Origin of the sequence: Streptomyces sp. NPDC091376, from assembly GCF_044757085.1 — a bacterium.
Lineage (GTDB): Bacteria > Actinomycetota > Actinomycetes > Streptomycetales > Streptomycetaceae > Streptomyces > Streptomyces pratisoli.
Genome location: NZ_JBIVUF010000011.1, coordinates 58,392 through 82,703 on the forward strand (window position 1 = coordinate 58,392; position 24,312 = coordinate 82,703).

A 24,312-nucleotide genomic window follows, 5' to 3' on the forward strand; every position below is an offset into this window, starting at 1 on the left:
CTGAGCCGCCGCTGACCTGCTGCGGAAGACCCCCGGTGCGTACGCTCGGTGCAGGGCCTTGGAGTACGACCACGTCGTCGTGACCGAACCGGCAGCCATCGCCGCCGCGGAGGAGCGCGGACTGCACCGCCTCTACGTGGCCCTGACCCGGGCCGTCTCCCGCCTCGACGTACTCCACCACCGGCCGCTGCCGCCGGAGCTGACGCACGGTCCGCGGCAGCGGTACGTCATGCCCGGGTGACGCGGTGCTTGATGTGGGTGGCGTCCTTGGACTCCGCCGGCTGACCGAGACGACGGATGCCGGGTACGGGCAGCAGCGCCACCGTGACGACGAGAATGCCGAGGCAGCAGATCCACATGACGGGTCCCGAGCCGATGCGGTCGGCGACGGTACCGGCCAGGACGTACGCGAGCGGTACGAGCGCGGTCTCGCCGAACATCGCCAGGGAGGTGATCCGGCCGATCAGCTCCTCCGGGACCTGCTGCTGCTTGGCCGTCTCGTAGAAGACCACGGCCAGTTCCAGGCTCGCGCCGCTGACCAGCATCGACACGAGCAGCCATGGAAGCTCGGGGCGCGTTGCGAGGACGGCGAGGGGAAGCGGCCAGAGCAACTGGACCAGGACGCAGGCGAGCATCACCCGGTGAGGCCGCCAGCGCAGCGCGATCAGCGAGCCGAGCACCATGCCGGCGGAGAACGCCGAGACCGCCCAGCCCCAGTGGCCCTGGCCGTCGTCCCGGCCGGAGAGGATCAGCGGGCCGAGCAGCTGGTATCCGGCCAGCCACAGCGGCACGGCGACGGCGCCCGAGAGTGCGTACCCCCACATCCACGGGCGGCTGCGGAACGCTGCCCAGCCCTCGCGTGCGCCCGCCAGTACGGCCTTCGTGGCGCGCGGCGGCGTGCTGATCCGCAGCCCGGCGAGGACGGCGCAGCACGAGCCGAACGCCAGCGCCGCGGCGAGCAGCACCTGCCCGTATCCGAAGGCCGCGCCGAGCATCGCCCCCAGGCCGGGTACGGCGATACGCGCCACGTTGAGGACCAGCCGCAGGGCCGCGTTGGCCCGCTGGAGCGCCGTCGGCGGCACCAACTGGACGATGAGTCCCTGGAAGGCGGGCTGGACGGCAGCGGCCGCGGCGCCCGTCGTCGCCGCCGCGGCCACGAACATCCACACCGTGACCCGGTCGGGAGCGAGGAGCAGCAGCAGCCCCATGGCGCCGTGGGCGGCGGCGAGCACCGCGTTGCCGAGGACCACGACGGTTCTGCGGTCCACCCGGTCCGCGATCACGCCGCCCACCGGAATCAGCAGTGTCTGCGTGAGCACCGAACAGGCGAGGACGAGTCCGACGGAGAACCCGTCCCCGCCGGTTCGGAGCACCGCGAAGGCGAGCACTACATTGACGAGACCGGTGCCGGCGGTGGACACGCCCCGACCGATGACGTAGCGGGCGAAGGGCGCGCGCCATGAGAGTGGAGCCGGGGATTCGCTGCGGGACATCACCCGTGGATAGCAGGCTCGCCGCACCCGGGGGTCAAGTTTGAGCCGGGCTCACCGTGCGGGGGCTCACCGTGCGGGCCTCGCCGTGCGGGGCTCATCGTGCCGCGGCGTCGAGAGCTGGGATCAGCTCTTCCTCCTCGTAACGGAGATGGGCCTCCAGCTCTTCGGTGAGTCGGTCCACCTCGGCGAGTACGAACGCGGGGTCGATGGCGCCGCCCGCCGGGCCGACTCCCGACGCGTCCTTCGACGCATCCGCCGCTGCGTACGTCGTGCCGTCCGGCGCGACGACCTCACGGAGATCGGTGAGGAGCGCGGCGATCTTCTCGTGCTCCTGGCGCAATCGGTCCAGTACAGGGGCGAGTTCCTCGTCCTGTCCGGCGAGATATGGGAAGAGTGCGGTGTCCTCGCCCGTGTGGTGGTTGTGCAGCCCCTGGCAAAGCGTCAGGCAGTTGATCCGGAGCTGGGCGCCGAGCCCGGGACCGGAGTCGATGATCTCCTTGCGGATCAGGGCGAGTTCGCGCCGGAAGCCGTCGTGGATCACCTTGATGGCCTCGCCCATCGAGGTCGTGTTCGTGTTCGGCGGCCCGCTCTCCACCGCCTCCAGCGCGACCACCGGAATCACTCGGTCCGTACGGGCCTGGTACTCGCCCCAGCCCGGGTCCGCCTCGACGGCGCGCGCGAAGGCACGGTCGCGCTCCTCTCCCTCGAGGACGACGGCCCGCGCGTCGTACGTGAAGACACCGTCCTCGACGGTGAGGCGGGGATCGGCGAGGAGGTTGCGGAACCAGTCCGGATGCTTCGGTGAGCCGCCGGCGGAGGCGATGACGAGCACCCGCTCACCACCGTCGTGGAGGTAGCCGGCAGGGGTGGTGTGCGGAGCGCCGGTTCGTGCTCCCGTGGTGGTCAGCAGGAGCAGCCGGGCTCCTTCGAAGTATCCGCCGACACGTCCGCGGTTGGCGCGGAACTCCTTGATGACCTGCTGATTGAAATCGTTCGGCATTCTCTGCTTTCTTCTCTGCTTTGGGGCATGACGAATTGCCGCCGTACAGGGCGGGTTGGGGAAGGAAACAAACAGACAGACAGAGAGTGGTGCGGCATCACATCACGCACCGAAAGCAGAAAAAGGCGGGCCTCTCGCCCGCCCCGACCTCACTCCGAGGCCGGGTGCCCTACTCGTTCGTGGCCCATGGCCGACCCGGCAGTCACGTACTCAACGTAACCCGCGCCGGAGGCCGCGGGCAACGCCGATTTCCGGTCGCGGAAATCGAATGCGCGGGAAGAGGCATGCGGCGGACAATGCGGCGTGGGCGCGCGCGGGAAGGAGACCGGTCCATGAACAGGCCGCAGACCGAGGTGTTCCTCAACGAACTCGCCCAGGACCTTCGCCCCACGGAGCAGGGGGTCGCCTGGTTCGAGTCGCTCCCCGACGACGAACAGTCGACGACGCTGCACCTGCTCGCCCAGTTCTGCTTCCAGGCTCACCCTACGGACGAGGAAGCCCGGGAAAGCATTCGCCGTTCAGGGCTGCGGCCGACCCATACGCCCGCGGTCCTGCTCGTGCGCGGGCGGATCGAGCATCAGGTGGGGAAGATCGCCCATCTCGCCCCGCAGCATGAGCGGAGGAAGGCTTTCCGGCTGCTGATCGCGCTCCTCGCCGTCGCGGACGGACGCCGCCGGGAGCGATGCCGTGCCGACGGTTGTGGCCATCACTGGCACCATCTGACCGCCGACCGCGAGACAAGTGCGGGTCGACAACCGGGGGGCGACGGCGCGTGACCGGCCACCTGCCACACAGCCAGTGACGGCCACACAGCCAGTGACGGTCAGACGGCAGTGACGGTCAGACGCCAGTGACGCCCGTCGCCAGGCTCCAGGTCCCCGCGTGTCAGACTCCGGGCATGACCTCAGGGACGATCAACGATGGCGACGCAGCGTCCGCCGGTACCTGGAAACTCGGTGACCTCACCGTCAACCGTCTTGGATTCGGGGCGATGCGCCTGGCGCAGAGCGGCGAGGCGTTCGGCGCCGACGCCCTGCCGAGCGACCGTGACCGGGCCGTCCGCGTACTGCGCCGCGCGGTCGAGCTCGGGGTCAACCACATCGACACCGCAGCGTTCTACTTCTCGCCGCTGCGTTCCGCGAACGAACTGATCAATCGCGCCCTGGCCCCGTACGCGGACGACCTGGTCATCACCACCAAGGTCTGGCCGGGCCGCGACCCGTCCGGCAACTGGGTGTGGGCCTCGCCGGAGCAGCTGCGCGGCCAGGTCGAGGAGAACCTCCGCCAGCTCGGCCGCGACCATCTCGACGTCGTCAACCTGCGTGTCCCGAGGGGCCGGGCGACCGGTTCGATCGCCGAGCACTTCGGCGCGCTCGCGGAGCTTCGCGAGGCCGGGCTCATACGCCACCTCGGCGTCTCCAACGTATCCCCCGACCAGCTCGCCGAGGCCCGGACCATCGCACCGGTCGTGTGCGTACAGAACGCCTACGCCGTCGGAGCACCGCCCGAGAACCACGAGTTCGTACGGGCATGCGGTGAACAGGGCATCGCGTTCGTCCCGTTCTTCGCGGTCGCCGGCCCGGGCCGCGAGTCCGGCGCCACCGGCGCGCAGCCCGAGGAGATCCTCTCCGTCGCCCGCGCCCACGGCGCCACCCCCGCGCAGATCCGCCTGGCCTGGACCCTGCAGCGCGGCCCGCACGTACTGGCCATCCCCGGCACCGGCAATCCCGACCACCTCGTCGAGAACGTCGCGGCGGGCGCGCTGCGGCTCTCGGAGGACGAGATGAGTCTCCTCACGCGGACGGGGTGAGCGCGAGAGCCACCCCGAGGCCGACCAGCACCGAACCGATCACCCTGTTCAGTACCGCCTGCCGGCGCAACATCCTGACCCGCAGGGTCTCGTTGGAGAAGAACAGCGCCGCCAGGCTGAACCAGGCCAGGTGCGCCACCGACATGAACAGCCCGTAGCCGATCTGGCGGGCGACCGGCGTGCCGGCGGTCACGACCTGGGCGTAGGTGCTGACCACGAAGAGCATGGTCTTGGGGTTGAGCGCATTGGTCAGGAAGCCGGTACGGAGCGACTGCCACGGGGAGAGCCCGGTGCGGTCGGACAGGTCGATGTCCAGACGGGTGCGCGCGGTGAACGTCCTGATGCCGACGTAGACCAGGTACATCGCCCCGACCAGTTTCATGGCCGTGAAGAGGGCCGGGCTCCTCGTGACGAGCAGCCCCACACCGAGCATGGTGTAGGCGACGTGCACGAGCACGCCGAGGGATATCCCGACCGCGGCCAGCAGCCCGGCGGTTCTCCCGTACAAGTAGCTGTTGCGTACGGTCATGGCGAAGTCCGCGCCGGGGCTGATGACGGCGAGAACGGTGATGACGGCGACAGCGATGACCTGCGTCATTCCTCTGCTTCCTGCTCCTGTCCTGACCTGACCTGACCTGACCTGGCCCGACCCGAGCCGACCTGGCCCGACCTTGACCTGACTGATGCCTGCGCTGGTGCCTGTGCCGGTGCTGAGCCTCCACGGCCGACCCGACCCGGCCTCGCCGATCAGGGGCGATCCGTCGATCCGGTCACGGCCGAGGACTGTAGCCCCCGCGGTGCGGTCACCTGCAGGCGCCCGCCGGTTGCGGGCGCGACGACCGCGCGACGGCCGTGTGAGGCCCTGCGTACGCGGGCACGAGCCGGGCCGGGTGGCCGGCCCCTCGTTCGGATCAAGCATCGTCGGCGGAATGGTGAGCCTGTGGATCACACCTCGTAGCATCCGCAGGTATGACGACGTCGGGCCACGAGAGCATCCGCCCCTTCCGTATCGACATCCGCCAGGACGAGCTGGATGATCTCCACGAGCGCCTCGACCGGACCCGCTGGCCCGACGAGCTGCCCGGGGTGGGGTGGGCGTACGGCGTCCCGCGCGACTACCTCAAGGAGCTCGCGCACTACTGGCGGCACGAGTACGACTGGCGGGCGGCGGAAGCCGGATTGAACGAATGGCCGCAGTTCATCACCACGATCGACGGGGCGAACATCCACTTCGCCCACATCCGCTCACCCGAACCGGATGCGACGCCGCTGCTCATGACCCATGGCTGGCCGGGCTCGATCGTCGAGTTCGCCGACGTCGTCGGCCCGCTCACCGACCCGCGAACGCACGGAGGCGACCCGGCCGACGCCTTCCACGTGGTGCTGCCGAGCATCCCCGGGTTCGGCCTGTCCGGCCCGACCGCGCAGACGGGCTGGGAGTTCCGGCGCGTGGCCGCCGCGTTCGCCGGGCTGATGGAGCGACTCGGCTACGAGCGGTACGGGGTCCAGGGCGGCGACTGGGGAGCGGCCGTCTCCCGCGAGCTGGGCCGTATCCGGCCGGACGAGGTCATCGGCGTACACCTGAACCTGCTGCCGAACTCGGCACCGACCGAGGAGCCCGGTGCGGAGGAGTTGGAGGCACTGAGCGTGGAGGAGCGCGGGCGCACGCTGGCCTCCTGGGAACGCATCTGCACATGGAGCCGCGACCGCCAGGGTTACGCCGACATCCAGTCCACCTGCCCGCAGACCCTGGCGTACGGCCTGACCGACTCGCCCGTGGGTCAACTTGCGTGGATCGTGGAGAAGTTCAAGGTGTGGACCGACTCCTCGGACCGTCCGGAGGACGCCGTCGACCGTGACCAGATGCTCACGAACGTGATGCTGTACTGGCTGACGGGCACGGCCGGCTCCTCCGCCCGCATCTACTACGAGCGGGCGCACGCCGACTACTGGGGCGCCCCGCCCGAGCCGTCGACGACACCGACTGCCGTGGCCGACTTCCCTCAGGAGAACTTCATCCCTCTGCGGCACATCGCGGACCGGACCAACAACATCGTGCAGTGGACGACGTACGACCGGGGCGGCCACTTCGCGGCGATGGAGCAGCCGGAATCGCTGGTCGGCGACGTAAGGACGTTCTTCCGCAATCTCCGCGAGGGCGCCTTCCAGTGACGGCGAGGAGCCGTCCGGCGGGCCCGTGACCGCGAGCCCTCCCGCTCCCGCGTCGGCTGACCGCACGCACCGGATCCGGGCCGTCCGGCCGCCGGGGAGTTCCGCGGCGGCCGCTTCGGCAAGGGAGGGCTATCGTGCAGTGGTGACTGGTACTGGTCCGGGAAGGCAGCGGCCGCTTCTCTTTCTCGACGTCGACGGCCCCCTGATTCCGTTCGGGGCGACGCCGCGGCAGTATCCCGATGGATACCCGACGTATCACTCGGGCTCCGGGCCGCAGGCTGCCGCCGCGAACCCGCTCCTGGCGAGGATCGATCCAGCACACGGACCGCGACTGGGGGCGCTGTCATGCGAGTTGGTGTGGGCGACCACGTGGATGGACGATGCGAACGAGTGCGTTGCGCCGTGGCTCGGTCTGCCGGATCTGCCCGTGGTGCTCTGGCCGGAGGAGTCCGATGATGAGGAAGAAAGGCGCGGACTTCACTGGAAGACCCGGCCTCTCGTCGACTGGGCAGCAGGCCGTTCCTTCCTGTGGGTGGACGATGAGGTCACGGATGCCGACCGGGCCTGGGTGGCCACGCACCACCGAGGACGGGCGCTGCTCCATCGTGTCGATCCCTGCCACGGCCTCACGGGTGCGGACTTTGCGGCACTGGCCGAGTGGCTGCGGGAGGGTTAGCGGCTCGGGCGGCGCGCAGGTGGTCTCCGGCTCGGGCTGAGCGGAGTCACGCGTCGCGGTCGACCTCCTGAGCCGCACGTTCCAGCCGACTGCGGTACTCCTCCCACCACGCGGCGTCGCCCGGCACCATGTTCTCGTTGCCCTTGTTCATCCCCACGGCACCGTCCATGAGTTCCCGGATGATGTCGGCGTGCCCGGCATGGCGGTGCGTATCAGCGATCACGCGCACCACTGCATGGTGCAACGTCACCTCGTCCGTGCCGCCGGGCCACCAGGGCACCCTGCCGATCGTGTCCAGCGCGAGCGCGTCGATGGTCGCGTCCGCATGCGCCCACGCCCGACGGTAGAGCTCCACGATCTGCTCGCGGGACTCGTCCGCGGTGGCCCACATGTCCGCGTTGGGCTCCGCTCCGTCTTCGAGCCAGGGCATCGGCTCCCCGGACGGCCGTCCGAACGTGTCGCCCAGGTAACCCAGTTCCACACCGGCCACGTGCTTCACCAGACCCAGGAGGTTCGTCCCGGTCGGCGTCAGCGGGCGGCGGCTGTCGTACTCCGAGAGCCCGTCGAGCTTCCACAGCAGGGCGTCACGGGCGGACTGCAGGTAGAAGTGAAGGTCGGCCTTGGCATCCGATGCGGTCATGGGGCCAGTCTGCCCGTCTCGCTGATGCTGAGGCAGGGCGGAGGTCTGACCCGGGGTGCCTCGGATGGAGTGGGACGCCGCCGAGTGTTCGTGCTCTCGTGTTCCCCGCGGCGAGCGCATCGGAGATCATGAAGCATGCGCCCGGATGACTGGCACCTCACCGAAGACGTCGACGACTTCCTTGCCCGAGCAGGGGAGTTCCTGCGCTCGCGCCCCGTTCTGCACACCACGTGGCTGACGCTGACCGAGAAGCTACGCACTCTCGGGGTGGCCGCACACGGTGCCGGAACCCCCGTCTTCGGCAGACTGGAGCGGGCGGGCGAGGTCCACGCCACTTTCATGCGCTTCCCGTCCCGCGGCCTGAGCGTCACCTCTCTCAGTCGCGAGCAGGCCGATGCGCTCGCCGCCCACCTGGTCGCCCTCGGGCACACCCTTCCGTACGTCACGGCGGACCAGGGCACCGCCATCGCTTTCGCCGAGGCATGGCAGCGGCACACAGGTGCTGTGCCGACGCTCCGCGTTCGCCTCCACCTGTACCGTCTCGGCACGCTCACCCCGCCCGAGCCGGTTCCGGCGGGCGGCGGCCGGCTCCTGGGCGAGCAGGATCATGAGCACCTCATGCGCTGGTGCCGTGAGTTCGCCGCGGACGTCGGCGAGGACGTCTCCATCGACGCCGCTTCCTGGTCCGGCACACGCTTCGCCGAGAAGCGCTACACGTTCTGGGAGACCCCGGACGGCACGCCCGTCTCCATGGCGGGCGTGAACCCGATGGTCGGCGGCCAGGTCCGCGTGGACCCCGTCTACACGCCTGCCCATCTGCGCGGTCGCGGTTACGCGGGCGCCGTGACGGTCGAGGTGAGCCGGGCCGCGCTGGCCGCAGGCGCCAAGGAGGTCGTGCTGTACACGAACGCGGCCAACCCCACGAGCAACGCGCTCTACCAGCGCATCGGGTACGCCCGGGTCACCGACGTCGCCGTGTACGACTTCGCCTACGCCGCACCGGCAGCCGGCGAGGACCACGACAGGCGGTGAGGAACGCCTCCTCAGGTTGAGCGAGGAGGCGAGTGAGGCGGGAGAGACGGGCGCGGGTCGGCTGACACCTGCCGTGCTCGGTCACAGGGACCGTCCGGGTGATGGAGCACACTATTGCAAGCAGCTGCTTGCAATAGTTAGCGCGGATGTTGCACCATCAGTGGCATGGCATCACTCAACGTCGGCAATCTCGGTGACTACCTCCGCGAGCAGCGGCGCAGCGCGCAGCTCTCGCTGCGGCAGCTCGCCGATGCCGCCGGGGTGTCCAATCCGTATCTGAGCCAGATCGAGCGCGGGCTGCGCAAGCCGAGCGCGGAGGTGTTGCAGCAGGTCGCCAAGGCGCTGCGGATCTCCGCGGAGACGCTTTACGTGCGGGCCGGGATTCTGGACGAGCGGGAGCGGGACGAGCTGGAGACGCGGGCCGTCATCCTGGCCGACCCCTCGATCAACGAGCGGCAGAAGCAGGTGCTGCTGCAGATCTACGAGTCTTTCCGCAAGGAGAACGGCTTCGACGCCGATACGGATAAGGACACCGCCGAGGACGGCCCCCGCACGGCCGCAGCAAGTGGTGCCGACCAACCCTCATCACCCGAAGTCTGAACGACCGAACCGACGAATCTGCGATCCGGGAGGACCACAGTCATGGCCATCACTGATGACCTGCGTAAGACCCTCACCGACCCGACCCCCCTCTACTTCGCGGCCGGTACGGCCGACCTCGCCGTGCAGCAGGCCCGGAAGGTGCCCGCGCTGATCGAGCAGCTGCGTGCCGAGGCGCCCGCGCGGATCGATGCCGTGCGCGAGACCGACCCGAAGGCCGTGCAGGCGAAGGTGACCGCGCAGGCCAAGGAGGCCCAGGCCACCGTGCAGGCCAAGGTCACCGAGGTGCTCGGGAACCTGGACACCGACCTGAAGAAGCTCGGCGAGAGCGCGCAGGACCTGGCGCTGCGGAGCGTCGGTGTCGCCGCCGAGTACGCGGTCCGGGCCCGCGAGACGTACGAGAAGGTCGCCGAGCACGGCGAGCAGACGGTCAAGGCGTGGCGCGGCGAGGCCGCCGAGGAGATCGCGGAGATCGCGATCGCCGTCGAGCCCAACGCCGACGAGCCGAAGGGCCAGGACGCCACGAAGGCGGAGGCGAAGACCGAGGCGAAGGCCGAGGACAAGAAGCCCGCTCCGCCGGCCGCGCGCAAGCCCGCCGGCCGTAAGCCCGCGGCGAAGAAGACCACCTCCCCGCAGGCCCCGAAGTAGGACCTTCACACTCCACGGGCCGGGCACCTTCAGGGTTCCCGGCCCGTTGTCCGGGTACGTTGGCCATGTCCTGGCCGTAGCGTGGTCGTGACGCGCTTCAACTCACTAGGCGGTGCTCAGCATGTTGCTCGCAGGATTCGGCACGGTTCTCTGGCTGCTCAACCTGGCGATGCTCATTCTCGCCGTGGTCGCGCTGGGTATCGCCGTATTCGCCCGTGAGGACGCGTATCGCGCGGCCGACAAGCAGTCGAAGATGTTCTGGCTGATTCTGCTCGGCATCACGGTCGCCGTGAATCTGCTCGTGCCGATGCTTTTCCTGCAGATCGCCGGACTGATCGCCACGATCGTCTTCATGGTCGACGTCCGGCCCGCGCTCCGGCAGGTCTCCGGCGGCGGCCGACAGGGCGGTTCCAGCAGCGACGGGCCGTACGGGCCCTACAACGGCGGACGATAAACGGCAGGGGCAGACGACAGCCGGGCGCCAGGAGCAGGACGACAACCGTTCGGGAGCAGGACGACACCGGCGCACCGGCACAGCCGCCCAGGTCGGCGCGCCTCCCCGCAAGCACCCGCCCAGACCGGCGCCCCTCTCCGTAAGCACCCGCCCAGACCGGTACCGCGCAGGCACCCGCCCGACCAGTACCCCTGCAAGCACCCGCCAGAGCGATCAGGTCGCCGGACCGCCACCTGACCGAGCCATCAGGTTCCGGCCCGGCAGCGTCCCGCCGGGCCTCAGTCGCGTACCCGGTCGCGGTCCCGGTCCAGAAGCAGCACGGCCACGTCGTCCGTCAGATCGCCGCCGTTCAGCTCGCGCACCTCCGCCACGGCGGCCTCCAGCAGCGCCTCGCCGCGCAGTCCCGCCGTCAGCTGCCGGTTGATCATGTCGACCATGCCGTCCTGACCCAGACGGTCCCCGTCGGTCGAGGTCCGGCCCTCGATGAGGCCGTCCGTGTACATCATCAGGCTCCACGCGGGGCCCAGCTCCACCTGCCGGCGCGGCCAGCGGGCGCGCGGCAGCAGGCCGAGCGCCGGGCCGCCGTTCTCGTACGGGAGCAGCTGCGCCGGCCGGCCCTTGCGGGCGATCAGCGGTGAGGGGTGCCCGGCCAGGCACAGGCCCGCGCGCCGGCCGTCGGGTGCGATGTCGACCGTGCAGAGGGTCGCGAAGATCTCCTCGCTCTCCCGTTCGTGCTCCAGCACCTGCTGAAGCGTGGAGAGCAGCTCGTCGCCGCACAGGCCCGCGAAGGTCAGCGCCCGCCACGCGATCCGCAGCTCCACGCCGAGCGCCGCCTCGTCGGGCCCGTGGCCGCAGACGTCGCCGATCATCGCGTGGACGGTGCCGTCCGGCGTGCGGACCGTGTCGTAGAAGTCGCCGCCGAGCAGCGCGCGCGAGCGCCCCGGGCGGTAGCGGGCCGCGAACCGCAGGTCGGAGCCCTGGAGCAGCGGCGTGGGCAGCAGGCCGCGCTCCAGCCGGGCGTTCTCCTGCGCCCGCAGCCGTGACTCGGCGAGCTTCACCTGGGTGCTGTCGGCGCGCTTGCGCTCGACGGCGTACCGGATGGCGCGGCTCAGCAGCCGCCCGTCCAGCTCGTCGCGGTGCAGGAAGTCCTGTGCCCCGACGCGTACGGCCTCGGCCGCGCGGTCGGCGTCCGCGTCCGCGGTCAGCGCGAGCACGGCGTGGCGCGGCGCGATGCGGAGCACGTGGCGCAGTACGGCGAGCTCGTCGCCGTCCGCGCGGTCACGGGAGGATCCGGGCAGCGCGAGGTCGACGAGGATGCAGTGGACGTCGTCGGTGAGGAGCCGCTCGGCCTCGGTGAGGTTGCGCGCCGTGCGGATGCGGACCCGCGTACCGGCGTCTCCCAGCAGCTCGGGGACGGTGAAGGTGCCCGCCGGGTCGTCCTCGATGACGAGCAGGGTCAGGTCGCCACCGCCGGCGGCCTCCGTGGCGGAGCCGGCGGGGAGGGGTCCTGCGGCTGTGGGTCCTGAGGTGGGTCCTGCTGCGGTGGTGCCTACGGCGACTGGTGAGCCGGTCCGCTGGCGCGGAACGGGTACGGGCATCGGTGTGTTTCCTTCCCTCCCCCCGAGGGCGCGGTGGGACGACGATCGACGTCCCGCCAGACCGGGACCATAGCGGTAGCCGGGGGTGCGGGGGAATGGCGTTCCGGGAAGAGTCGATGGCATATGCCGCGCATCGGGAGGTAGTTGCCCTCCGGGTGATGACGAACGTCACGCGCAGCAGGTGAGCCGGGTCACGCAACTCCCGCGTGACCCGGCTCACTCCGTCCGGTTTGGTGTGGTTGCGCTCACTTGTCCGGTCGGCCGGCCGCCCATTGCCCGTTCGTCGGCCGTTTGCGCGTCCGGGTGTGCGGCTGCCGATTGGCCGGGTGAACGACCCTCTATGCCTCCCGGTGAACGACTCTCTATCTGTCCGGGTGTGCGGCCGTCTGATTGTCCGGGCGTACGACCCCGAGAATCGCCATCGATCCCGCACCCGCCAGTGTCACGTTCCGCCCCGGGCGCGGTGCGTGCACGATGGCGCCGTCCCCGACGTACATCCCCACATGGCTCGCGTCCGCGTGGTAGATGATCAGATCACCGGGGCGCATGTCCTTGATGTCGATGCGCGGCAGCTGTCGCCACTGCTCCTGCGAGGTGCGCGGGATACCGCGCCCCGCCGCCGCCCAGGCCTGCGAGGTCAGGCCGGAGCAGTCGTACGACCCCGGTCCCTCCGCGCCCCATACGTACGGCTTGCCGATCTGCTTCGTCGCGAACGCGACCGCCGCCTTGCCCTGCTCGGTCGCGCGGCCGTTGATCTCCTTGAGGACGCCGGAGCCGAGCCAGGCGGTCTGGGCGCGGTACGCGGCGTCCTGCTCCAGCTTCAGCAGCCGCGCCAGCTCTTCCTTCTGCAGCTGCTTCTCTATGCTCTTCGCCGCGGCGATCTGCTTGTTGATCTCCTTCTTGGCCTTCTCCTGCTTGACCCGGTTGGCCTCCAACCGGGCCCACTGGGTGCTGGCCTCCCGGCTGTACGCCGTCAAGTCGGCCTGGGTGCGGTTCATTTCGCCGAGAAGGTCCTTCGTCGCCTTGCCGCCCGAATTGATGCGGCCGACGGCGTCGAGGAAGAGCTGGGGGTCGCCGGTGAGCGCGAGCTGTGCCTCGGGCGGCAGGCCGCCGCCCCGGTACTGGGCGCGGGCGGTGGCGCCCGCGCGGTCCTTGAGGTCGTCGATCCGCGCCTGGCCCTTCACTATCTCCTTGGCCAGCTGCACGATCTGGTCCGACTGCTGCTTCGCCTGCTCCTTGGCGAGGTTGTACGCGTCGGTGGCGGAAGAAGCCTTGTGGTACAGCTCCTCGAGCTCCTTGCGCACCTCTTCGAGGCTCTTCTTCGGTGGGCCGGGCGGCGCGGGTGCCGCGAATACCTGGCCAGGCGATACCAGCAGCGTCACGGCACAGACGACCGTGATCGCGGCGGCGGCACAACGGCGTCGGTTCACAAGTCCCCCTCCGGACAACGCCAGACAACTCTTAAATGTGATTTACCGTCAGTAACTTACGGCTGTCGACGCGATGGTGCCACGACCCGCGCCAAAGCGACAGAGCAAGTCCGGCGCAGCTCCGGCCTGTCACCCGTCCAGGCACCCCACCTGTCCTGCGGATGGACCATCGCTGCGATCACACTCACCCGTCTCAGACGAACAAAGGCCAGGCAGCGTTCCCCCGTCCTCCACATCGCTGTCCGTTCAGCCCGAATTGGGCGCCAGGGACGACCAGTTAACCGTCACTTCGCCCTGTCGCCACCGTCGTTGCCCGTCCGCAGCGGCGTGCGCCAGCGGCCAGTCGGCGGACAGGTCCCGTACCGCTCTGAGCCAGCGCTGCCGGGCGCCGAGCGAGGCGTACGGCGCGGCGGCCGCCCACGCGCGGTCGAAGTCCCGCAGGAAGGCGTGCACCGGCTCGCCGGGCACATTGCGGTGGATGAGCGCCTTGGGCAGCCGTTCGGCGAGGTCGGAGGGCCGCTCCAGCGAGCCGAGCCGGGTGGCGAACGTCACGGTCCTCGGGCCTTCCGGGCCCAGGGCCACCCAGACGTGCCGACGGCCGATCTCGTCGCACGTGCCCTCGACCAGCAGTCCGCCGGGTGCGAGCCGGGCGCACAGCCGCCGCCAGACCGCGGCGACCTGGTCCTCGTCGTACTGGCGCAGCACGTTCGCCGCTCTGATGACGGTCGGACGTACGGAGGCGTCCGGCAGCGGGACCTCGAAGCCGCCGTGCACGAAGGAAAGCCCGTCCCGTTCGTACGGACGCGCCGCCGCCACCCGGGCCGGTTCGATCTCGACGCCCACGACCGAGGTGCGGGGTTCCGCGGCGCGCAGCCGCTGGAGCAGTTCCACGGCGGTCCAGGGGGCCGCCCCGTACCCGAGGTCGACCGCGACCGGCGCGGCGGCCGAGCGGCGCAGTTCCGGGCCCTGCACGGCGGCGATCCAGCGGTCCATGCGGCGGAGCCGGTTGGGATTGGTCGTGCCGCGGGTCACCGCGCCCACGGGGCGGGACGGGGGCGGGGTGGCGCGCGGGGACATGCAACCGAGGGTAAGGGGCGCTGTCGGGGCCGGTCGCCGCGCCCGTCGCGAGGGGGCGGTGGCGGGTTGCGGTCGACGGACCGGCCGCCGCGCCCGGTGACACGCGTACGACCTTGGCAATGATTGGGCAAAGTGGAAATGAAAGAGACCGTTCCGCTGTTGACGGGCCTCGGAGGGCAGCGGGTGCCCTCTGCTCAGCCATGCCCGTGCAACAGAGCGGAGAGGACCGTCCACGTGAGCCAGTACGTGTCCCGGCTCGCCGGCACCCTGGCGGCGCCGCCCCGGTTGCGGTTGCCCGGCCACCAGCGCAAACCGCGCCGTATCGCCATGCTCAGCGTGCACACCTCGCCCCTGCACCAGCCGGGCACGGGCGACGCGGGCGGCATGAACGTCTACATCGTGGAGCTCGCCCGGCGGCTCGCCGCCATCGGCATAGAGGTCGAGATCTTCACCCGGGCGACCGTGGGAGGGCTGCCCCCGGTCGTCGAGCTCGCACCTGGAGTCCTGGTCCGGCACGTGGACGCGGGCCCGTACGAGGGCCTGGCCAAGGAGGACCTGCCGGCCCAGCTGTGCGCGTTCACGCACGGGGTGATGCAGGCCTGGGCAGGCCACCGGCCGGGCCACTACGACCTGGTCCACTCCCACTACTGGCTCTCCGGCCATGTCGGCTGGCTCGCCGCCGAGCGCTGGGGCGTCCCCCTCGTCCACGCCATGCACACCATGGCCAAGGTCAAGAACGCCTCGCTCGCGGACGGCGACACCCCCGAGCCCGCGGCCCGGGTGATCGGCGAGACCCAGATCGTCGCCGCCGCCGACCGCCTGATCGCCAACACCGCGGAGGAGGCCGGCGAGCTGATCCGTCACTACGACGCCGGCCCCGCCAAGGTCGCCGTCGTCCACCCCGGTGTGAACCTGGACCGCTTCCGTGTCGCCGACGGCCGCTCGGCCGCCCGGGCCCGTCTGGGCCTGCCGAAGGATGCCGTCATCCCGCTCTTCGCCGGCCGCATCCAGCCGCTGAAGGCCCCCGACGTGCTGCTGCGGGCGGTCGCGCTGCTGCTGGACCAGGACCCCTCGCTGCGGTCCCGCCTGGTCGTGCCGATCGTGGGCGGGCCGAGCGGCAGCGGGCTCGCCAGGCCGGAGGGCCTGCAGAAGCTGGCGGCCCGGCTGGGCATCGCCGATGTCGTACGGTTCCGGCCGCCCGTCGCGCAGGACCGGCTCGCGGACTGGTTCCGGGCCGCGTCCGTGCTGGTCATGCCCTCCTACAGCGAATCGTTCGGGCTGGTCGCCATAGAGGCGCAGGCGACCGGCACCCCCGTCGTCGCGGCGGCCGTCGGCGGCCTTCCGGTGGCGGTGCGGGACGGCGGGACCGGCTTCCTGGTGGCGGGCCACAACCCGGCGGACTACGCCCGGGCGCTGCGCCGTTTCGTCGACGATCCGCAGCTGACGTCCCGGATGGGCGCGGCGGCGGCGGCGCACGCCCGTGGCTTCGGCTGGGACGCGGCAGCGGCCGCCACCGCCGAGGTCTACACGGCCGCGATGCACGAACACCGCCGTCGCGTACGCTCCCACCATGGGTGACGTGCGGCAGATCATCGAGGCGTACCTCAAGGACGCCGAACTGGAGTGGGAGAGCCCGGCGCCGGGTTCCTACGTCGTCACGCTCCCCGGCACCCGCAAGCTGTCGACAACCTGTTCGCTGATCGTCGGCCGGCACTCGCTCTCCCTGAACGCCTTCGTCATCCGCCACCCCGACGAGAACGAGGCGGGCGTCCACCGCTGGCTGCTGGAGCGCAATCTCAAGCTGTACGGGGTGAGCTACGCGGTCGACCCGCTGGGTGACGTCTATCTGGTGGGGAAGCTGCCGCTGTCGGTCGTCGGCGCGGACGAGCTCGACCGCCTGCTCGGGACGGTGCTCGAGGCCGCGGACGGCGGGTTCAACTCGCTGCTGGAGCTGGGTTTCGCGAGTGCGATCCGCAAGGAGTACGCATGGCGGGTGGCGCGGGGCGAGTCCACCCGTAATCTCGAGGCGTTCACTCATCTGACCCAGCGCGCGACGGACTAGTTTCCCCAACTCCCCAGAAACTCCCCCGACTTCCTTCCGTTTCCGTCTGTACGACCTCTTCCGTGCCCGGAAGGGGCCGTGGCATGCTCACGGCGGACGCAGACCTGAACCATGTTCACATCCATGGAAGGTGAGGGCGGGCGCATGGACCAGCTGACCAGACGGGGCCTTCTCGGCGGGGCGATAGCCGTGGCGGCCGTGGCCGTGAGCGGCGGTACGGCTGCCTCGGCCGCGCCGCGGCGGACCTCCGCCTCCCGGCCGCGGCAGACCTCCGCGCTCTGGCGGGAGTTCGCGAGGTCCCCGTACACCCATCCGCAGATACCGTTCGTCGGTCGCGCGGGACAGCGCGCCGGCGCGGACCGCTTTCCCCGGCACCGTGTGGTGGCCGATGTCCGCGACCACGGCGCGAAGAACGACGGATCGGACGACGCCGCCCCCGCGATCAACCGTGCCGTCGCCGCTGCCGGCGAACGCGGCGGCGGCACGGTCATCATCCCGCCCGGTACCTACCGCATCGACGACGTCATCCGTATCGGCCACAGCAACGTCGTTCTGCGCGGCGCCGGCAGCGACCGTACGAAACTCGTGGCGACGAAGAACCTCACCGAGCTCATCGGCCCGTACGGCAGCCGCTACGGCGGCGACAAGTCCAGCTGGTCCTGGGCCGGCGGACTCATCTGGCTCTGCCCGCAGGGCCGTTACGCGAGCCTGACCGACGCCATCAGGGCCAGGCAGTGGCCGTTCGAGGGCTGGACCGGCAACAGGCGCGACGAATGGGAGACCCTCACGGCCGTGCGGCCCGCCCGCCGCGGCGACCGGTCCGTCACCGTCGACGACGCCTCCCGGCTGCGCCGCGGACAGCTCGTGCTGCTGCGCCTCGCCGACGACTCCGGGCACACGCTGCTGGAGCACATGGCGGGCGGCGGCCCGGGCCCCGAGGCGTACCACTGGGACGACAAGACCAAGCTCACCTCGTACGTCCCCTACGAATGGCCCGTCCGTATCACCGCGGTCGACGGCACCCGGGTCACGCTGGAGCGGCCGCTGCCGCTCGACGTACGGCCCGAATGGGATCCCCGTCTGACCACGCACGTGGAGGCGTTGACCGGTTCCGGGGTCGAAGGGCTGACGCTGGAAGCCATCGAGACGCCGCAGGCGCCGCATCTGCTCGACAAGGGCTACAACGGCGTCACCTTCCAGTGCGCCTACGACTGCTGGGCCGACGACATCACCGTCCGCCACGTCGACAACGGCTTCGGCCTGGTCGCCGCCTCCGCGTGCACGCTGCGCCGCACCCGCGTCTCGGGCCGCGGCTCCCACCACCCCTACTTCTGCCGCGAAGGCGCCCACGACAACCTCGTCGAGGACTTCGTCATCGAGCGGCGCACCGTGCCCGCCCCGGCTGGCACCCAGCTGCACGGCATCAACACCGAGGGCCTGTCGAGCCACAACGTCTGGTCCCGCGGCGTGATGGAGACGGGGACCTTCGACACCCACCGCGGAATGCCGTTCGCGAACGTACGGACCGAGATCACCGTCGACAACGACGGGCGGCACGGCGGCGACGCGAGCGCCGGACCGCTGTACGGGGCGCGCTTCACGCACTGGAACGTCACCGTGACGAACGAGAGGGCGGGGCTGATACGCATCGACGGGGTCGCCCCGTACAGCGCGACCGTCGGCATCTCCACCGTCAGGGAGTTCGACCAGATCGACGTACCGGACTTCACCGGGCCGCTCACCTCACGGCTGGAGGCGTACGGTTCGCCCGGCTCCGTACGGCCCCGGAACCTGTACGAGGCGCAGCGCGCGCTGGAGTGCCAGGAGCGGCGGGGCTAACCGCCGGCGCCCCGGGCTTCCGCCTTCTCGGGCACCGCGGCAGCGGCGGGCCCGGCCGGGCCCGGGCGGCGGTCCTCGGGCGCCGGCTCCTCCGGCAGGCCGCGCATGAGCAGCCAGTACCCGGCAGCCGCGATCGTCCCGATCACCGCGCACGAGCCCCACAGCCACTCGGGGCCGAAGTGGTCGATGACGTACCCCGACAGCAGCGGCGCGACCAGGGCGGCGACCGACCAGGACATGGTGTAGACGCCCTGGTAACGGCCGCGCCCCTGGACCGGCGAGAGCCGGACGACCAGGCCCATCTGGGTGGGGGAGTTGATGATCTCGGCCAGCGTCCAGACGCACACGGTCAGCGCGTACACGGCGATCGACCCGGCGAACGCCGTCAGCCCGAAGCCGTATCCCGCGAGCAGCGCCGAGAGCACCAGGAGCCGCTGCGGGTCGCGGTGCTCGATGAAGCGGGTGACCGGGATCTGCAGCGCGACGATCAGCACGCCGTTGACCGCGATCACGAGCCCGTAGTCGGACGCGGACCAGTCGTCCAGGCCCATCGCCACCGGCAGGCCGACATACCCCTGCATGAAGATCAGCGAGATGAGGAAGGAGAGGCCGACGACGCCCATGTACCGCCCGTCGCGCAGGACGGTGCCCAGTCCGATCTCGGCCTCGCCCTTCTCGGCAGGAGTCGCGCGTTCGGGCCGGGACTCCGGCAGCTTGGCGAAGACCAGCAGCGCGCAGACGAGGGTGAGCGCGGCCTCGCCCAGGAATCCGGCGAGATAGCTGTACTCGGCGATCAGGCCGGCCGCCGCGGAGGAGATGGCGAAGCCGAGGTTGATCGCCCAGTAGTTGAGGGCGAAGGCCCGCACCCGGTCCTCGGGGCGGACGATGTCCGCCATCATCGCCTGCACCGCGGGGCGGGAGGCGTTGCTCGCCATGCCGACGAGTCCGGCGACGGCCGCGATCGCCACCGGGTCCTCCATGAAGCCGAGCAGCGCGACGGACAGGGCGGTCGAGACCTGCGCGATCAGGAGGGTGGGCCGCCGGCCCAGCCGGTCGGTCATCACCCCGGCGCCCAGCGAGGAGACGACACCGCCGAGGCCGTGGAGGGCGGCGACGAGTCCCGCGTACGAGGCCGAGTAGCCCCGCTCCAGGGTGAGGTAGAGGGCCATGAAGGTGGCGACGAAGCCGCCGAGCCGGTTGACCAGCGTGCTGGCCCACAGCCACCAGAACGCCCGGGGAAGACCGGAGACGCTCTCCTGCGCGGCCCGTCTGAGCGTGGCTACGAACATACGGGCATCCCCCCGGGGTGGTAAGTGCCGTTGTGGCGAGCGGCAACTTACAAGCGGAGGGTCGGGTGGTGCCAGCGAATTGACTGCGGGCGTCAATCGTCGGCCGCAATCGTCGGCGTGTGGGGCGTCTATTAGGCTCGGTGCCATGGCCGACGCGACGTACAAGCTGATCCTCCTCCGCCACGGCGAGAGCGAGTGGAACGCGAAGAACCTGTTCACCGGCTGGGTGGACGTCAACCTCACCGAGAAGGGTGAGAAGGAGGCTGTCCGCGGCGGTGAGCTGCTCAAGGACGCCGGCCTGCTCCCCGACGTACTGCACACCTCGCTCCAGAAGCGCGCGATCCGCACCGCCCAGCTCGCGCTGGAGGCCGCGGACCGCCTGTGGGTCCCGGTGCACCGCTCCTGGCGGCTGAACGAGCGCCACTACGGCGCGCTGCAGGGCAAGGACAAGGCGCAGACCCTCGCCGAGTTCGGCGAGGAGCAGTTCATGCTGTGGCGCCGTTCCTACGACACCCCGCCGCCGGTCCTCGCGGACGACAGCGAGTTCTCCCAGGCGCACGACCCCCGCTACGCGACGATCCCGCCGGAGCTGCGCCCGCGCACCGAGTGCCTCAAGGACGTCGTCGTCCGCATGCTCCCGTACTGGTACGACGGCATCGTCCCGGACCTCCTGGCCGGCCGCACCGTGCTGGTCGCCGCCCACGGCAACAGCCTGCGCGCCCTGGTCAAGCACCTGGACGGCATCTCCGACGCCGACATCGCGGGCCTCAACATCCCGACCGGCATCCCGCTCGTCTACGAACTGGACGCCGACTTCAAGCCGGTCACCCCGGGTGGCACCTACCTCGACCCGGACGCGGCGGCGGCGGCGATCGAGGCGGTCAAGAATCAGGGCAAGAAGAAGTAGGGTTTGCGATCATGCCCCCGACCTGCGCATACGGCGCGGAGCGGGGGCATTTTCACGCCGGAGATGCCGCTTCTACGCAGGGAGCGTCGGCAGCGTGAGGTGGGAGGGATACTCCGCCGTGTGCAGGACGGTCTGGGTGGCCACCTGCGGCACTCCGTCGCCGGGGTAACCGGAGTTGGAGTTCCGCGCCCACTGCGGGAAGTCGGAACTGGTGACGTCGATACGCAGCCGTGCCCCGGCCGGGACGCGAGCCGACACCGGACCCAGTTCGATGACGTACTCGTAGACCTCGCCCGGGGTGATGGGCCGCGGTGTGGTCAGGGAGTCGCGGAAGGCGGCCCGCACGATGCCTTCCTGCAGGTTGCGCGAGCAGCCGTCCTCGTCGACCATGCACAGGCGCGCGGTCCAGTCGGTGTCGGTGGCCGACGAGGCCGCGTAGAGGGTCAGCGTCACATCGCCGACCACGTCCACGTCCCGCTCCTGCGGAGCGGTCGTGTAGACGAGCACGCCCTTGCCGTTCTCACGCTGACACTGGCAGGCCGGGCCCATCGGCGTCAGTTCCTCGACGCAGCAGGAGTGGCCGCCCGCGCTCATGGCCGGCGCGTTCGGGTCGTAGATGTAGAGGTCGGGCAACTCGTCACCCGGCGTCCGGGTGTCCAGGGTGCCGTCGCCGAAGCGGCTGTTGGCGCGTCCCTGAGAGTGCAGGAAGAGCCGCTCCATCCGTGCCTCGTGCGGGGGCCAGGCGGAGAAGTCACGCCAGCCCGCGCCGAGGACGTAGCTACTGACCGCGGATTCGAAGGTGCCGGTGCCCGTCTCCTTCAGCGTCTCCGAGAAGAACCGCACCTGACAGTCGTCGACGACCTTGGAGTCCGCGTCCGCGTTCTCCAGCTGGGTGACCGGGTACCAGGGCATGTGGTGGAAGGGCGCCATCACGAACTTCTGCCGGGCGGCGACCTCGGCGGTGCTCGCGCCGTTGCGGAGCCCGACGAAGTTGCGCCTGGTCCCCGACACGAACACGTCGTAGAGACCGGCCACATGCAGGGCGGGCACCTGGATGCGGCTGTAGTCGCTGTCGATGGACCAGCGCGCCCAGTAGTCGTCGTACGCAGGGTGCTCGAGCCAGTCGAAGTAGTAGGGCGTGATGTCCCGATCGAGGGCGGGAAAGGCCTCCGGAGCCATCCAGAAGTTGTCCGGCCCGTGCAGCAGGGCGCCGCTCAGCGCGTCGATACGCTCCTGGTCGCCGCGCCGGACCGCTTCGGCGATGCCCAGGTAGGCGGCCCAGAAGGCGTTGAACCCGTAGGCGAAGGCACCCGTGTTGTGGGTCCAACCCTCGTAGGCCTGGGAGCCCGTCAGGGCTGGGCTGATCGCCGCCAGGCCGGGCGGCTGCTCGACCGCGGCCAGGAGCTGGGTGAACCCGGCGTAGGAGAACCCGTACATGCCGACCCGGCCGTTCGACCCGGGCAGGCCGGCCGCCCACTCCACGGCGTCGTACCCGTCGAGGCCCTCGTCACGGAACGGGTAGAACTCGCCCTCGGACGCATACCGCCCGCGTACGTCCTGGACGACGACGATGAACCCCTGATGGGCGTACCAGGCCGGGTGCGCGAACGCCGTCTCCGACTGGGCGCCCTGTTTCCCGTACGGGGTGCGCTGCAGCAGAACGGGATAGGGACCCCCGGCCGCGTCCGGGCGGTATACGTCTGCGAGGAGTTCGACGCCGTCACGCAACTGGCACCGGACGTCGGTTTCCAGGGTTATCCCGGGAAAGCCCGTGACAGGCTGCACCATAATTGCCCACTCTCACTACTGGTGTTCATCTCTGTTCCGGGGAACGGTCCCCTTGCGAACGATTGACCAAGATGGGCCTTTGTCTGTGACGATGCGTCGATGCGCGGGCGCCGAGGCGGACACTCGAGGTGACGCAGCGTCGCCATGTGGTATCTCGCGGCTCATCAGGGGGCCCTTTCCGCCTGGCCTCTGCTTTGACAGTGCAGTGAGGTGAGAGGACGCTGTATATACCCTGAAAGTCCGATAAGTGATGAATGGTCGGAGGTGCATGGGAATGCGCCGCAGGATCGTTGCCGCACTCTCGGCGGGAGTCGCAGGGCTCGCACTGGGTGTGCTGCCGGCAACCGGGGCGTACGCCTCGAACGAGATCAGGGCTGATTACGGTTGCTCCGACTGGCGGGGCGGGGACGGTCGCCATTGCGGCCACCACAACGACTACAACGACAGGTACTACGGCGGATACCACGACCGCTACTACGACCCGTACTACGACCGGCACTTCGACCGGCACTTCAACGACTTCGTCGTCATCCTCGTCGCCGCGAGGTAGCCCCGGCCGGCCGCAGGGCATCCGCGAACACCCGCCGGGCGCGAGCGTGTTCGTCCTCGGCCGTGATCGTTCGGGTACGCGGAAGGGCCCCGTCCGAGAGTGGACGGGGCCCTTCCGCCACGGCTGGTTCAGCCGCAGCAGCCACCGCACTGGCACGGTGCGCCCGACTGGCAGCCGCAGCCGCAGCCCGAGCCGCAGCCGCAGGCGCCGAGCAGCGGAAGCCGACGGGGCGGGACCGGCACTTCGACCGATGCTTTCTGCCGCGAGTCGGTCGTGGGGGAGTCGGCCATGGGATCCTCCTCAAAGGCGTACCTGTGTCGCCTCTCCCCATTGCATGCCCACTTCGCCGGGCGCATCAACGGCGCACGGAGGTCAAGCCTTCGCGCCGCCGCCGGGTGGCGCCGGTTACGCGCCCTCGACCGGCGTCTCGGCCTGCAGCTCGTCCGCGTGCTCACCCGTGACCAGGTAGACGACGCGCTTGGCGACCGCGACCGCGTGGTCCGCGTAACGCTCGTAGTAGCGGCCCAGCAGCGTGACGTCGACCGCCGTCTCGATGCCGTGCTTCCAGCGCTCGTCTATCAGGTGCGTGAACAGCGTGCGGTGCAGCAGGTCCATCTCGTCGTCGTCCGTCTCCAGCTGGAGCGCGAGATCGACGTCCTTGGTGATGATGACCTCCGCCGCCTTCGCCATCAGGCGCTGCGCGAGCTGTCCCATCTCCAGGATCGTGGCGTGCAGGTCCTGCGGAACCGCCGGCGCCGGGAAGCGCAGCCGGGCCAGCTTGGCCACGTGCTGGGCCAGGTCGCCCGAGCGCTCCAGGTCGGCGCTCATCCGCAGCGAGGTCACCACGATCCGCAGGTCGGTGGCGACCGGCTGCTGGCGGGCCAGCAGGGCTATCGCCCGGGCCTCCAGGTCGTGCTGAAGATCGTCGACCTTCTGGTCCGCCGCGATCACGCTCTCGGCGAGCTTCAGGTCGGCGTCGAGCATGGCCGTCGTGGCGCGCCCGATGGCCGAGCCGACCAGCCGGGCCATCTCGACAAGGCCCTCGCCGATCGAGTCAAGTTCCTCGTGGTACGCGTCCCGCATGGGGTTCCCTCTCTTGAATACGTTCGGGGGTCCGGGTGGGGCTGAGACCCCCACGCTCCCACGTTCCGTCCGGAACGCGTCCGGATCCTCCCTCCCAAGTGAACCGCTCCCTTCCCCTCGGTGAACTCTGGGCGACGACTGTTCGGGCTGCCACCCGGATGGCT

Annotated in this window: 23 protein-coding genes and 1 pseudogene; 14 read left to right on the forward strand and 10 right to left on the reverse strand. The window is 70.4% G+C overall.

Annotated elements, in window-relative coordinates; translation table 11 throughout:
• Window positions 1-52 precede the first annotated feature (52 nt).
• Window positions 53-241, forward strand: a pseudogene (locus ACIQMR_RS23455) (hypothetical protein); the annotation flags it as partial.
• Here ACIQMR_RS23455 and ACIQMR_RS23460 read toward each other — a convergent pair.
• Together ACIQMR_RS23460 and ACIQMR_RS23465 are read right to left on the reverse strand one after the other, a co-directional pair.
• On the reverse strand, window positions 228-1,493 hold the full coding sequence (locus tag ACIQMR_RS23460) for an MFS transporter (protein WP_401390472.1): 1,266 nt from the start codon (window positions 1,491-1,493) through the stop codon (window positions 228-230). The pseudogene ACIQMR_RS23455 and the gene ACIQMR_RS23460 overlap by 14 nt on opposite strands.
• Window positions 1,494-1,587: 94 nt before the next feature.
• Window positions 1,588-2,493, reverse strand: coding sequence for a nitroreductase/quinone reductase family protein (locus tag ACIQMR_RS23465; RefSeq protein WP_401390474.1), 906 nt, complete (start codon window positions 2,491-2,493; stop codon window positions 1,588-1,590).
• Between the two features lie 332 nt (window positions 2,494-2,825).
• On the opposite strand from ACIQMR_RS23465, the gene ACIQMR_RS23470 reads away from it, so the two are divergent.
• Together ACIQMR_RS23470 and ACIQMR_RS23475 are read left to right on the forward strand one after the other, a co-directional pair.
• A complete protein-coding gene (locus ACIQMR_RS23470) occupies window positions 2,826-3,269 on the forward strand; it encodes a DUF5958 family protein (RefSeq protein ID WP_401390477.1) in 444 nt (147 codons plus the stop codon).
• 122 nt (window positions 3,270-3,391) lie between these two features.
• Window positions 3,392-4,303 carry an oxidoreductase gene (locus ACIQMR_RS23475; RefSeq protein WP_401390479.1) on the forward strand — a complete coding sequence of 304 codons (912 nt, stop codon included), beginning with the start codon at window positions 3,392-3,394 and terminating at the stop codon, window positions 4,301-4,303.
• On the opposite strand, the gene ACIQMR_RS23480 is transcribed toward ACIQMR_RS23475, so the two are convergent.
• Window positions 4,287-4,901 (reverse strand): LysE family translocator, encoded by a 615-nt coding sequence (locus tag ACIQMR_RS23480; protein ID WP_401390482.1) that lies wholly within the window; start codon window positions 4,899-4,901, stop codon window positions 4,287-4,289. The genes ACIQMR_RS23475 and ACIQMR_RS23480 overlap by 17 nt on opposite strands.
• Before the next feature lie 371 nt (window positions 4,902-5,272).
• Between ACIQMR_RS23480 and ACIQMR_RS23485 the strand changes: the two genes are divergently transcribed.
• Together ACIQMR_RS23485 and ACIQMR_RS23490 are read left to right on the forward strand one after the other, a co-directional pair.
• Window positions 5,273-6,475 carry an epoxide hydrolase family protein gene (locus tag ACIQMR_RS23485; RefSeq protein WP_401390485.1) on the forward strand — a complete coding sequence of 401 codons (1,203 nt, stop codon included), beginning with the start codon at window positions 5,273-5,275 and terminating at the stop codon, window positions 6,473-6,475.
• 142 nt (window positions 6,476-6,617) lie between these two features.
• Window positions 6,618-7,151, forward strand: a complete 534-nt coding sequence (locus ACIQMR_RS23490; RefSeq protein ID WP_401390487.1) for an HAD domain-containing protein — start codon at window positions 6,618-6,620, stop codon at window positions 7,149-7,151.
• 46 nt (window positions 7,152-7,197) lie between these two features.
• On the opposite strand, the gene ACIQMR_RS23495 is transcribed toward ACIQMR_RS23490, so the two are convergent.
• Window positions 7,198-7,791, reverse strand: a complete 594-nt coding sequence (locus ACIQMR_RS23495) for a DinB family protein (protein WP_401390489.1) — start codon at window positions 7,789-7,791, stop codon at window positions 7,198-7,200.
• A gap of 135 nt (window positions 7,792-7,926) precedes the next feature.
• On the opposite strand from ACIQMR_RS23495, the gene ACIQMR_RS23500 reads away from it, so the two are divergent.
• From ACIQMR_RS23500 to ACIQMR_RS23515, 4 genes are all read left to right on the forward strand, one after another.
• Complete coding sequence (locus ACIQMR_RS23500; protein ID WP_401390492.1) at window positions 7,927-8,823, forward strand: GNAT family N-acetyltransferase; 897 nt, start codon at window positions 7,927-7,929, stop codon at window positions 8,821-8,823.
• A 165-nt stretch (window positions 8,824-8,988) separates the two neighbouring features.
• Window positions 8,989-9,423: a helix-turn-helix domain-containing protein gene (locus ACIQMR_RS23505; RefSeq protein WP_266379616.1), complete on the forward strand. Its 435-nt coding sequence runs from the start codon at window positions 8,989-8,991 to the stop codon at window positions 9,421-9,423.
• Between the two features lie 42 nt (window positions 9,424-9,465).
• Window positions 9,466-10,071, forward strand: coding sequence for a hypothetical protein (locus ACIQMR_RS23510; RefSeq protein WP_401390494.1), 606 nt, complete (start codon window positions 9,466-9,468; stop codon window positions 10,069-10,071).
• A 121-nt stretch (window positions 10,072-10,192) separates the two neighbouring features.
• Window positions 10,193-10,525 (forward strand): DUF2516 family protein, encoded by a 333-nt coding sequence (locus ACIQMR_RS23515; protein ID WP_401390497.1) that lies wholly within the window; start codon window positions 10,193-10,195, stop codon window positions 10,523-10,525.
• 278 nt (window positions 10,526-10,803) lie between these two features.
• On the opposite strand, the gene ACIQMR_RS23520 is transcribed toward ACIQMR_RS23515, so the two are convergent.
• The 3 genes from ACIQMR_RS23520 to ACIQMR_RS23530 form a co-directional block, all read right to left on the reverse strand.
• A complete protein-coding gene (locus ACIQMR_RS23520; protein WP_401390500.1) occupies window positions 10,804-12,123 on the reverse strand; it encodes a PP2C family protein-serine/threonine phosphatase in 1,320 nt (439 codons plus the stop codon).
• A 362-nt stretch (window positions 12,124-12,485) separates the two neighbouring features.
• Window positions 12,486-13,553, reverse strand: coding sequence for an NlpC/P60 family protein (locus tag ACIQMR_RS23525; RefSeq protein ID WP_401390503.1), 1,068 nt, complete (start codon window positions 13,551-13,553; stop codon window positions 12,486-12,488).
• 246 nt (window positions 13,554-13,799) lie between these two features.
• The gene (locus ACIQMR_RS23530; protein ID WP_401390506.1) at window positions 13,800-14,630 is read right to left on the reverse strand and encodes a class I SAM-dependent methyltransferase; all 831 of its coding nucleotides are present in this window, start codon (window positions 14,628-14,630) and stop codon (window positions 13,800-13,802) included.
• 234 nt (window positions 14,631-14,864) lie between these two features.
• On the opposite strand from ACIQMR_RS23530, the gene mshA reads away from it, so the two are divergent.
• The 3 genes from mshA to ACIQMR_RS23545 all read left to right on the forward strand — a co-directional run bounded on the left by mshA (window position 14,865) and on the right by ACIQMR_RS23545 (window position 18,531).
• Window positions 14,865-16,208, forward strand: coding sequence for a D-inositol-3-phosphate glycosyltransferase (gene mshA, locus ACIQMR_RS23535; protein WP_401390509.1), 1,344 nt, complete (start codon window positions 14,865-14,867; stop codon window positions 16,206-16,208).
• Window positions 16,201-16,692: a YbjN domain-containing protein gene (locus tag ACIQMR_RS23540; protein WP_358664362.1), complete on the forward strand. Its 492-nt coding sequence runs from the start codon at window positions 16,201-16,203 to the stop codon at window positions 16,690-16,692. The genes mshA and ACIQMR_RS23540 overlap by 8 nt, the downstream gene beginning before the upstream one ends.
• A 144-nt stretch (window positions 16,693-16,836) precedes the next feature.
• Window positions 16,837-18,531 carry a glycosyl hydrolase family 28-related protein gene (locus ACIQMR_RS23545; RefSeq protein ID WP_401390513.1) on the forward strand — a complete coding sequence of 565 codons (1,695 nt, stop codon included), beginning with the start codon at window positions 16,837-16,839 and terminating at the stop codon, window positions 18,529-18,531.
• Here the strand turns inward: ACIQMR_RS23545 and ACIQMR_RS23550 are convergent.
• Window positions 18,528-19,820, reverse strand: a complete 1,293-nt coding sequence (locus tag ACIQMR_RS23550) for an MDR family MFS transporter (protein ID WP_401390516.1) — start codon at window positions 19,818-19,820, stop codon at window positions 18,528-18,530. The genes ACIQMR_RS23545 and ACIQMR_RS23550 overlap by 4 nt on opposite strands.
• 145 nt (window positions 19,821-19,965) lie before the next feature.
• Between ACIQMR_RS23550 and ACIQMR_RS23555 the strand changes: the two genes are divergently transcribed.
• Complete coding sequence (locus ACIQMR_RS23555) at window positions 19,966-20,727, forward strand: phosphoglyceromutase (protein WP_266379590.1); 762 nt, start codon at window positions 19,966-19,968, stop codon at window positions 20,725-20,727.
• Window positions 20,728-20,799: 72 nt separating this feature from the next.
• Here ACIQMR_RS23555 and ACIQMR_RS23560 read toward each other — a convergent pair whose 3' ends face one another.
• Complete coding sequence (locus tag ACIQMR_RS23560) at window positions 20,800-22,515, reverse strand: CocE/NonD family hydrolase (RefSeq protein WP_401390519.1); 1,716 nt, start codon at window positions 22,513-22,515, stop codon at window positions 20,800-20,802.
• Between the two features lie 274 nt (window positions 22,516-22,789).
• Here ACIQMR_RS23560 and ACIQMR_RS23565 point away from each other — a divergent pair, with 274 nt between their 5' ends.
• A complete protein-coding gene (locus ACIQMR_RS23565; protein ID WP_401390521.1) occupies window positions 22,790-23,065 on the forward strand; it encodes a hypothetical protein in 276 nt (91 codons plus the stop codon).
• Window positions 23,066-23,470: 405 nt separating this feature from the next.
• Here ACIQMR_RS23565 and phoU read toward each other — a convergent pair whose 3' ends face one another.
• A complete protein-coding gene (gene phoU, locus ACIQMR_RS23570; RefSeq protein WP_401390524.1) occupies window positions 23,471-24,148 on the reverse strand; it encodes a phosphate signaling complex protein PhoU in 678 nt (225 codons plus the stop codon).
• Window positions 24,149-24,312 lie beyond the last annotated feature (164 nt).

What these genes read in the sequence shown, in the direction of transcription:
- ACIQMR_RS23465 (WP_401390474.1), bottom strand. Translation starts at nt 2,493, where the DNA reads ATGCCGAACGATTTCAATCAGCAGGTCATCAAGGAGTTCCGCGCCAAC.
- ACIQMR_RS23550 (WP_401390516.1), bottom strand. Translation starts at nt 19,820, where the DNA reads ATGTTCGTAGCCACGCTCAGACGGGCCGCGCAGGAGAGCGTCTCCGGT.
- ACIQMR_RS23565 (WP_401390521.1), top strand. Translation starts at nt 22,790, where the DNA reads ATGCGCCGCAGGATCGTTGCCGCACTCTCGGCGGGAGTCGCAGGGCTC.
- ACIQMR_RS23485 (WP_401390485.1), top strand. Translation starts at nt 5,273, where the DNA reads ATGACGACGTCGGGCCACGAGAGCATCCGCCCCTTCCGTATCGACATC.
- ACIQMR_RS23515 (WP_401390497.1), top strand. Translation starts at nt 10,193, where the DNA reads ATGTTGCTCGCAGGATTCGGCACGGTTCTCTGGCTGCTCAACCTGGCG.
- ACIQMR_RS23560 (WP_401390519.1), bottom strand. Translation starts at nt 22,515, where the DNA reads ATGGTGCAGCCTGTCACGGGCTTTCCCGGGATAACCCTGGAAACCGAC.
- phoU (WP_401390524.1), bottom strand. Translation starts at nt 24,148, where the DNA reads ATGCGGGACGCGTACCACGAGGAACTTGACTCGATCGGCGAGGGCCTT.
- ACIQMR_RS23475 (WP_401390479.1), top strand. Translation starts at nt 3,392, where the DNA reads ATGACCTCAGGGACGATCAACGATGGCGACGCAGCGTCCGCCGGTACC.
- ACIQMR_RS23495 (WP_401390489.1), bottom strand. Translation starts at nt 7,791, where the DNA reads ATGACCGCATCGGATGCCAAGGCCGACCTTCACTTCTACCTGCAGTCC.
- ACIQMR_RS23470 (WP_401390477.1), top strand. Translation starts at nt 2,826, where the DNA reads ATGAACAGGCCGCAGACCGAGGTGTTCCTCAACGAACTCGCCCAGGAC.
- ACIQMR_RS23460 (WP_401390472.1), bottom strand. Translation starts at nt 1,493, where the DNA reads ATGTCCCGCAGCGAATCCCCGGCTCCACTCTCATGGCGCGCGCCCTTC.
- ACIQMR_RS23500 (WP_401390492.1), top strand. Translation starts at nt 7,927, where the DNA reads ATGCGCCCGGATGACTGGCACCTCACCGAAGACGTCGACGACTTCCTT.
- ACIQMR_RS23555 (WP_266379590.1), top strand. Translation starts at nt 19,966, where the DNA reads ATGGCCGACGCGACGTACAAGCTGATCCTCCTCCGCCACGGCGAGAGC.
- ACIQMR_RS23530 (WP_401390506.1), bottom strand. Translation starts at nt 14,630, where the DNA reads ATGTCCCCGCGCGCCACCCCGCCCCCGTCCCGCCCCGTGGGCGCGGTG.
- ACIQMR_RS23520 (WP_401390500.1), bottom strand. Translation starts at nt 12,123, where the DNA reads ATGCCCGTACCCGTTCCGCGCCAGCGGACCGGCTCACCAGTCGCCGTA.
- ACIQMR_RS23545 (WP_401390513.1), top strand. Translation starts at nt 16,837, where the DNA reads ATGGACCAGCTGACCAGACGGGGCCTTCTCGGCGGGGCGATAGCCGTG.
- ACIQMR_RS23510 (WP_401390494.1), top strand. Translation starts at nt 9,466, where the DNA reads ATGGCCATCACTGATGACCTGCGTAAGACCCTCACCGACCCGACCCCC.
- ACIQMR_RS23480 (WP_401390482.1), bottom strand. Translation starts at nt 4,901, where the DNA reads ATGACGCAGGTCATCGCTGTCGCCGTCATCACCGTTCTCGCCGTCATC.
- ACIQMR_RS23540 (WP_358664362.1), top strand. Translation starts at nt 16,201, where the DNA reads ATGGGTGACGTGCGGCAGATCATCGAGGCGTACCTCAAGGACGCCGAA.
- ACIQMR_RS23505 (WP_266379616.1), top strand. Translation starts at nt 8,989, where the DNA reads ATGGCATCACTCAACGTCGGCAATCTCGGTGACTACCTCCGCGAGCAG.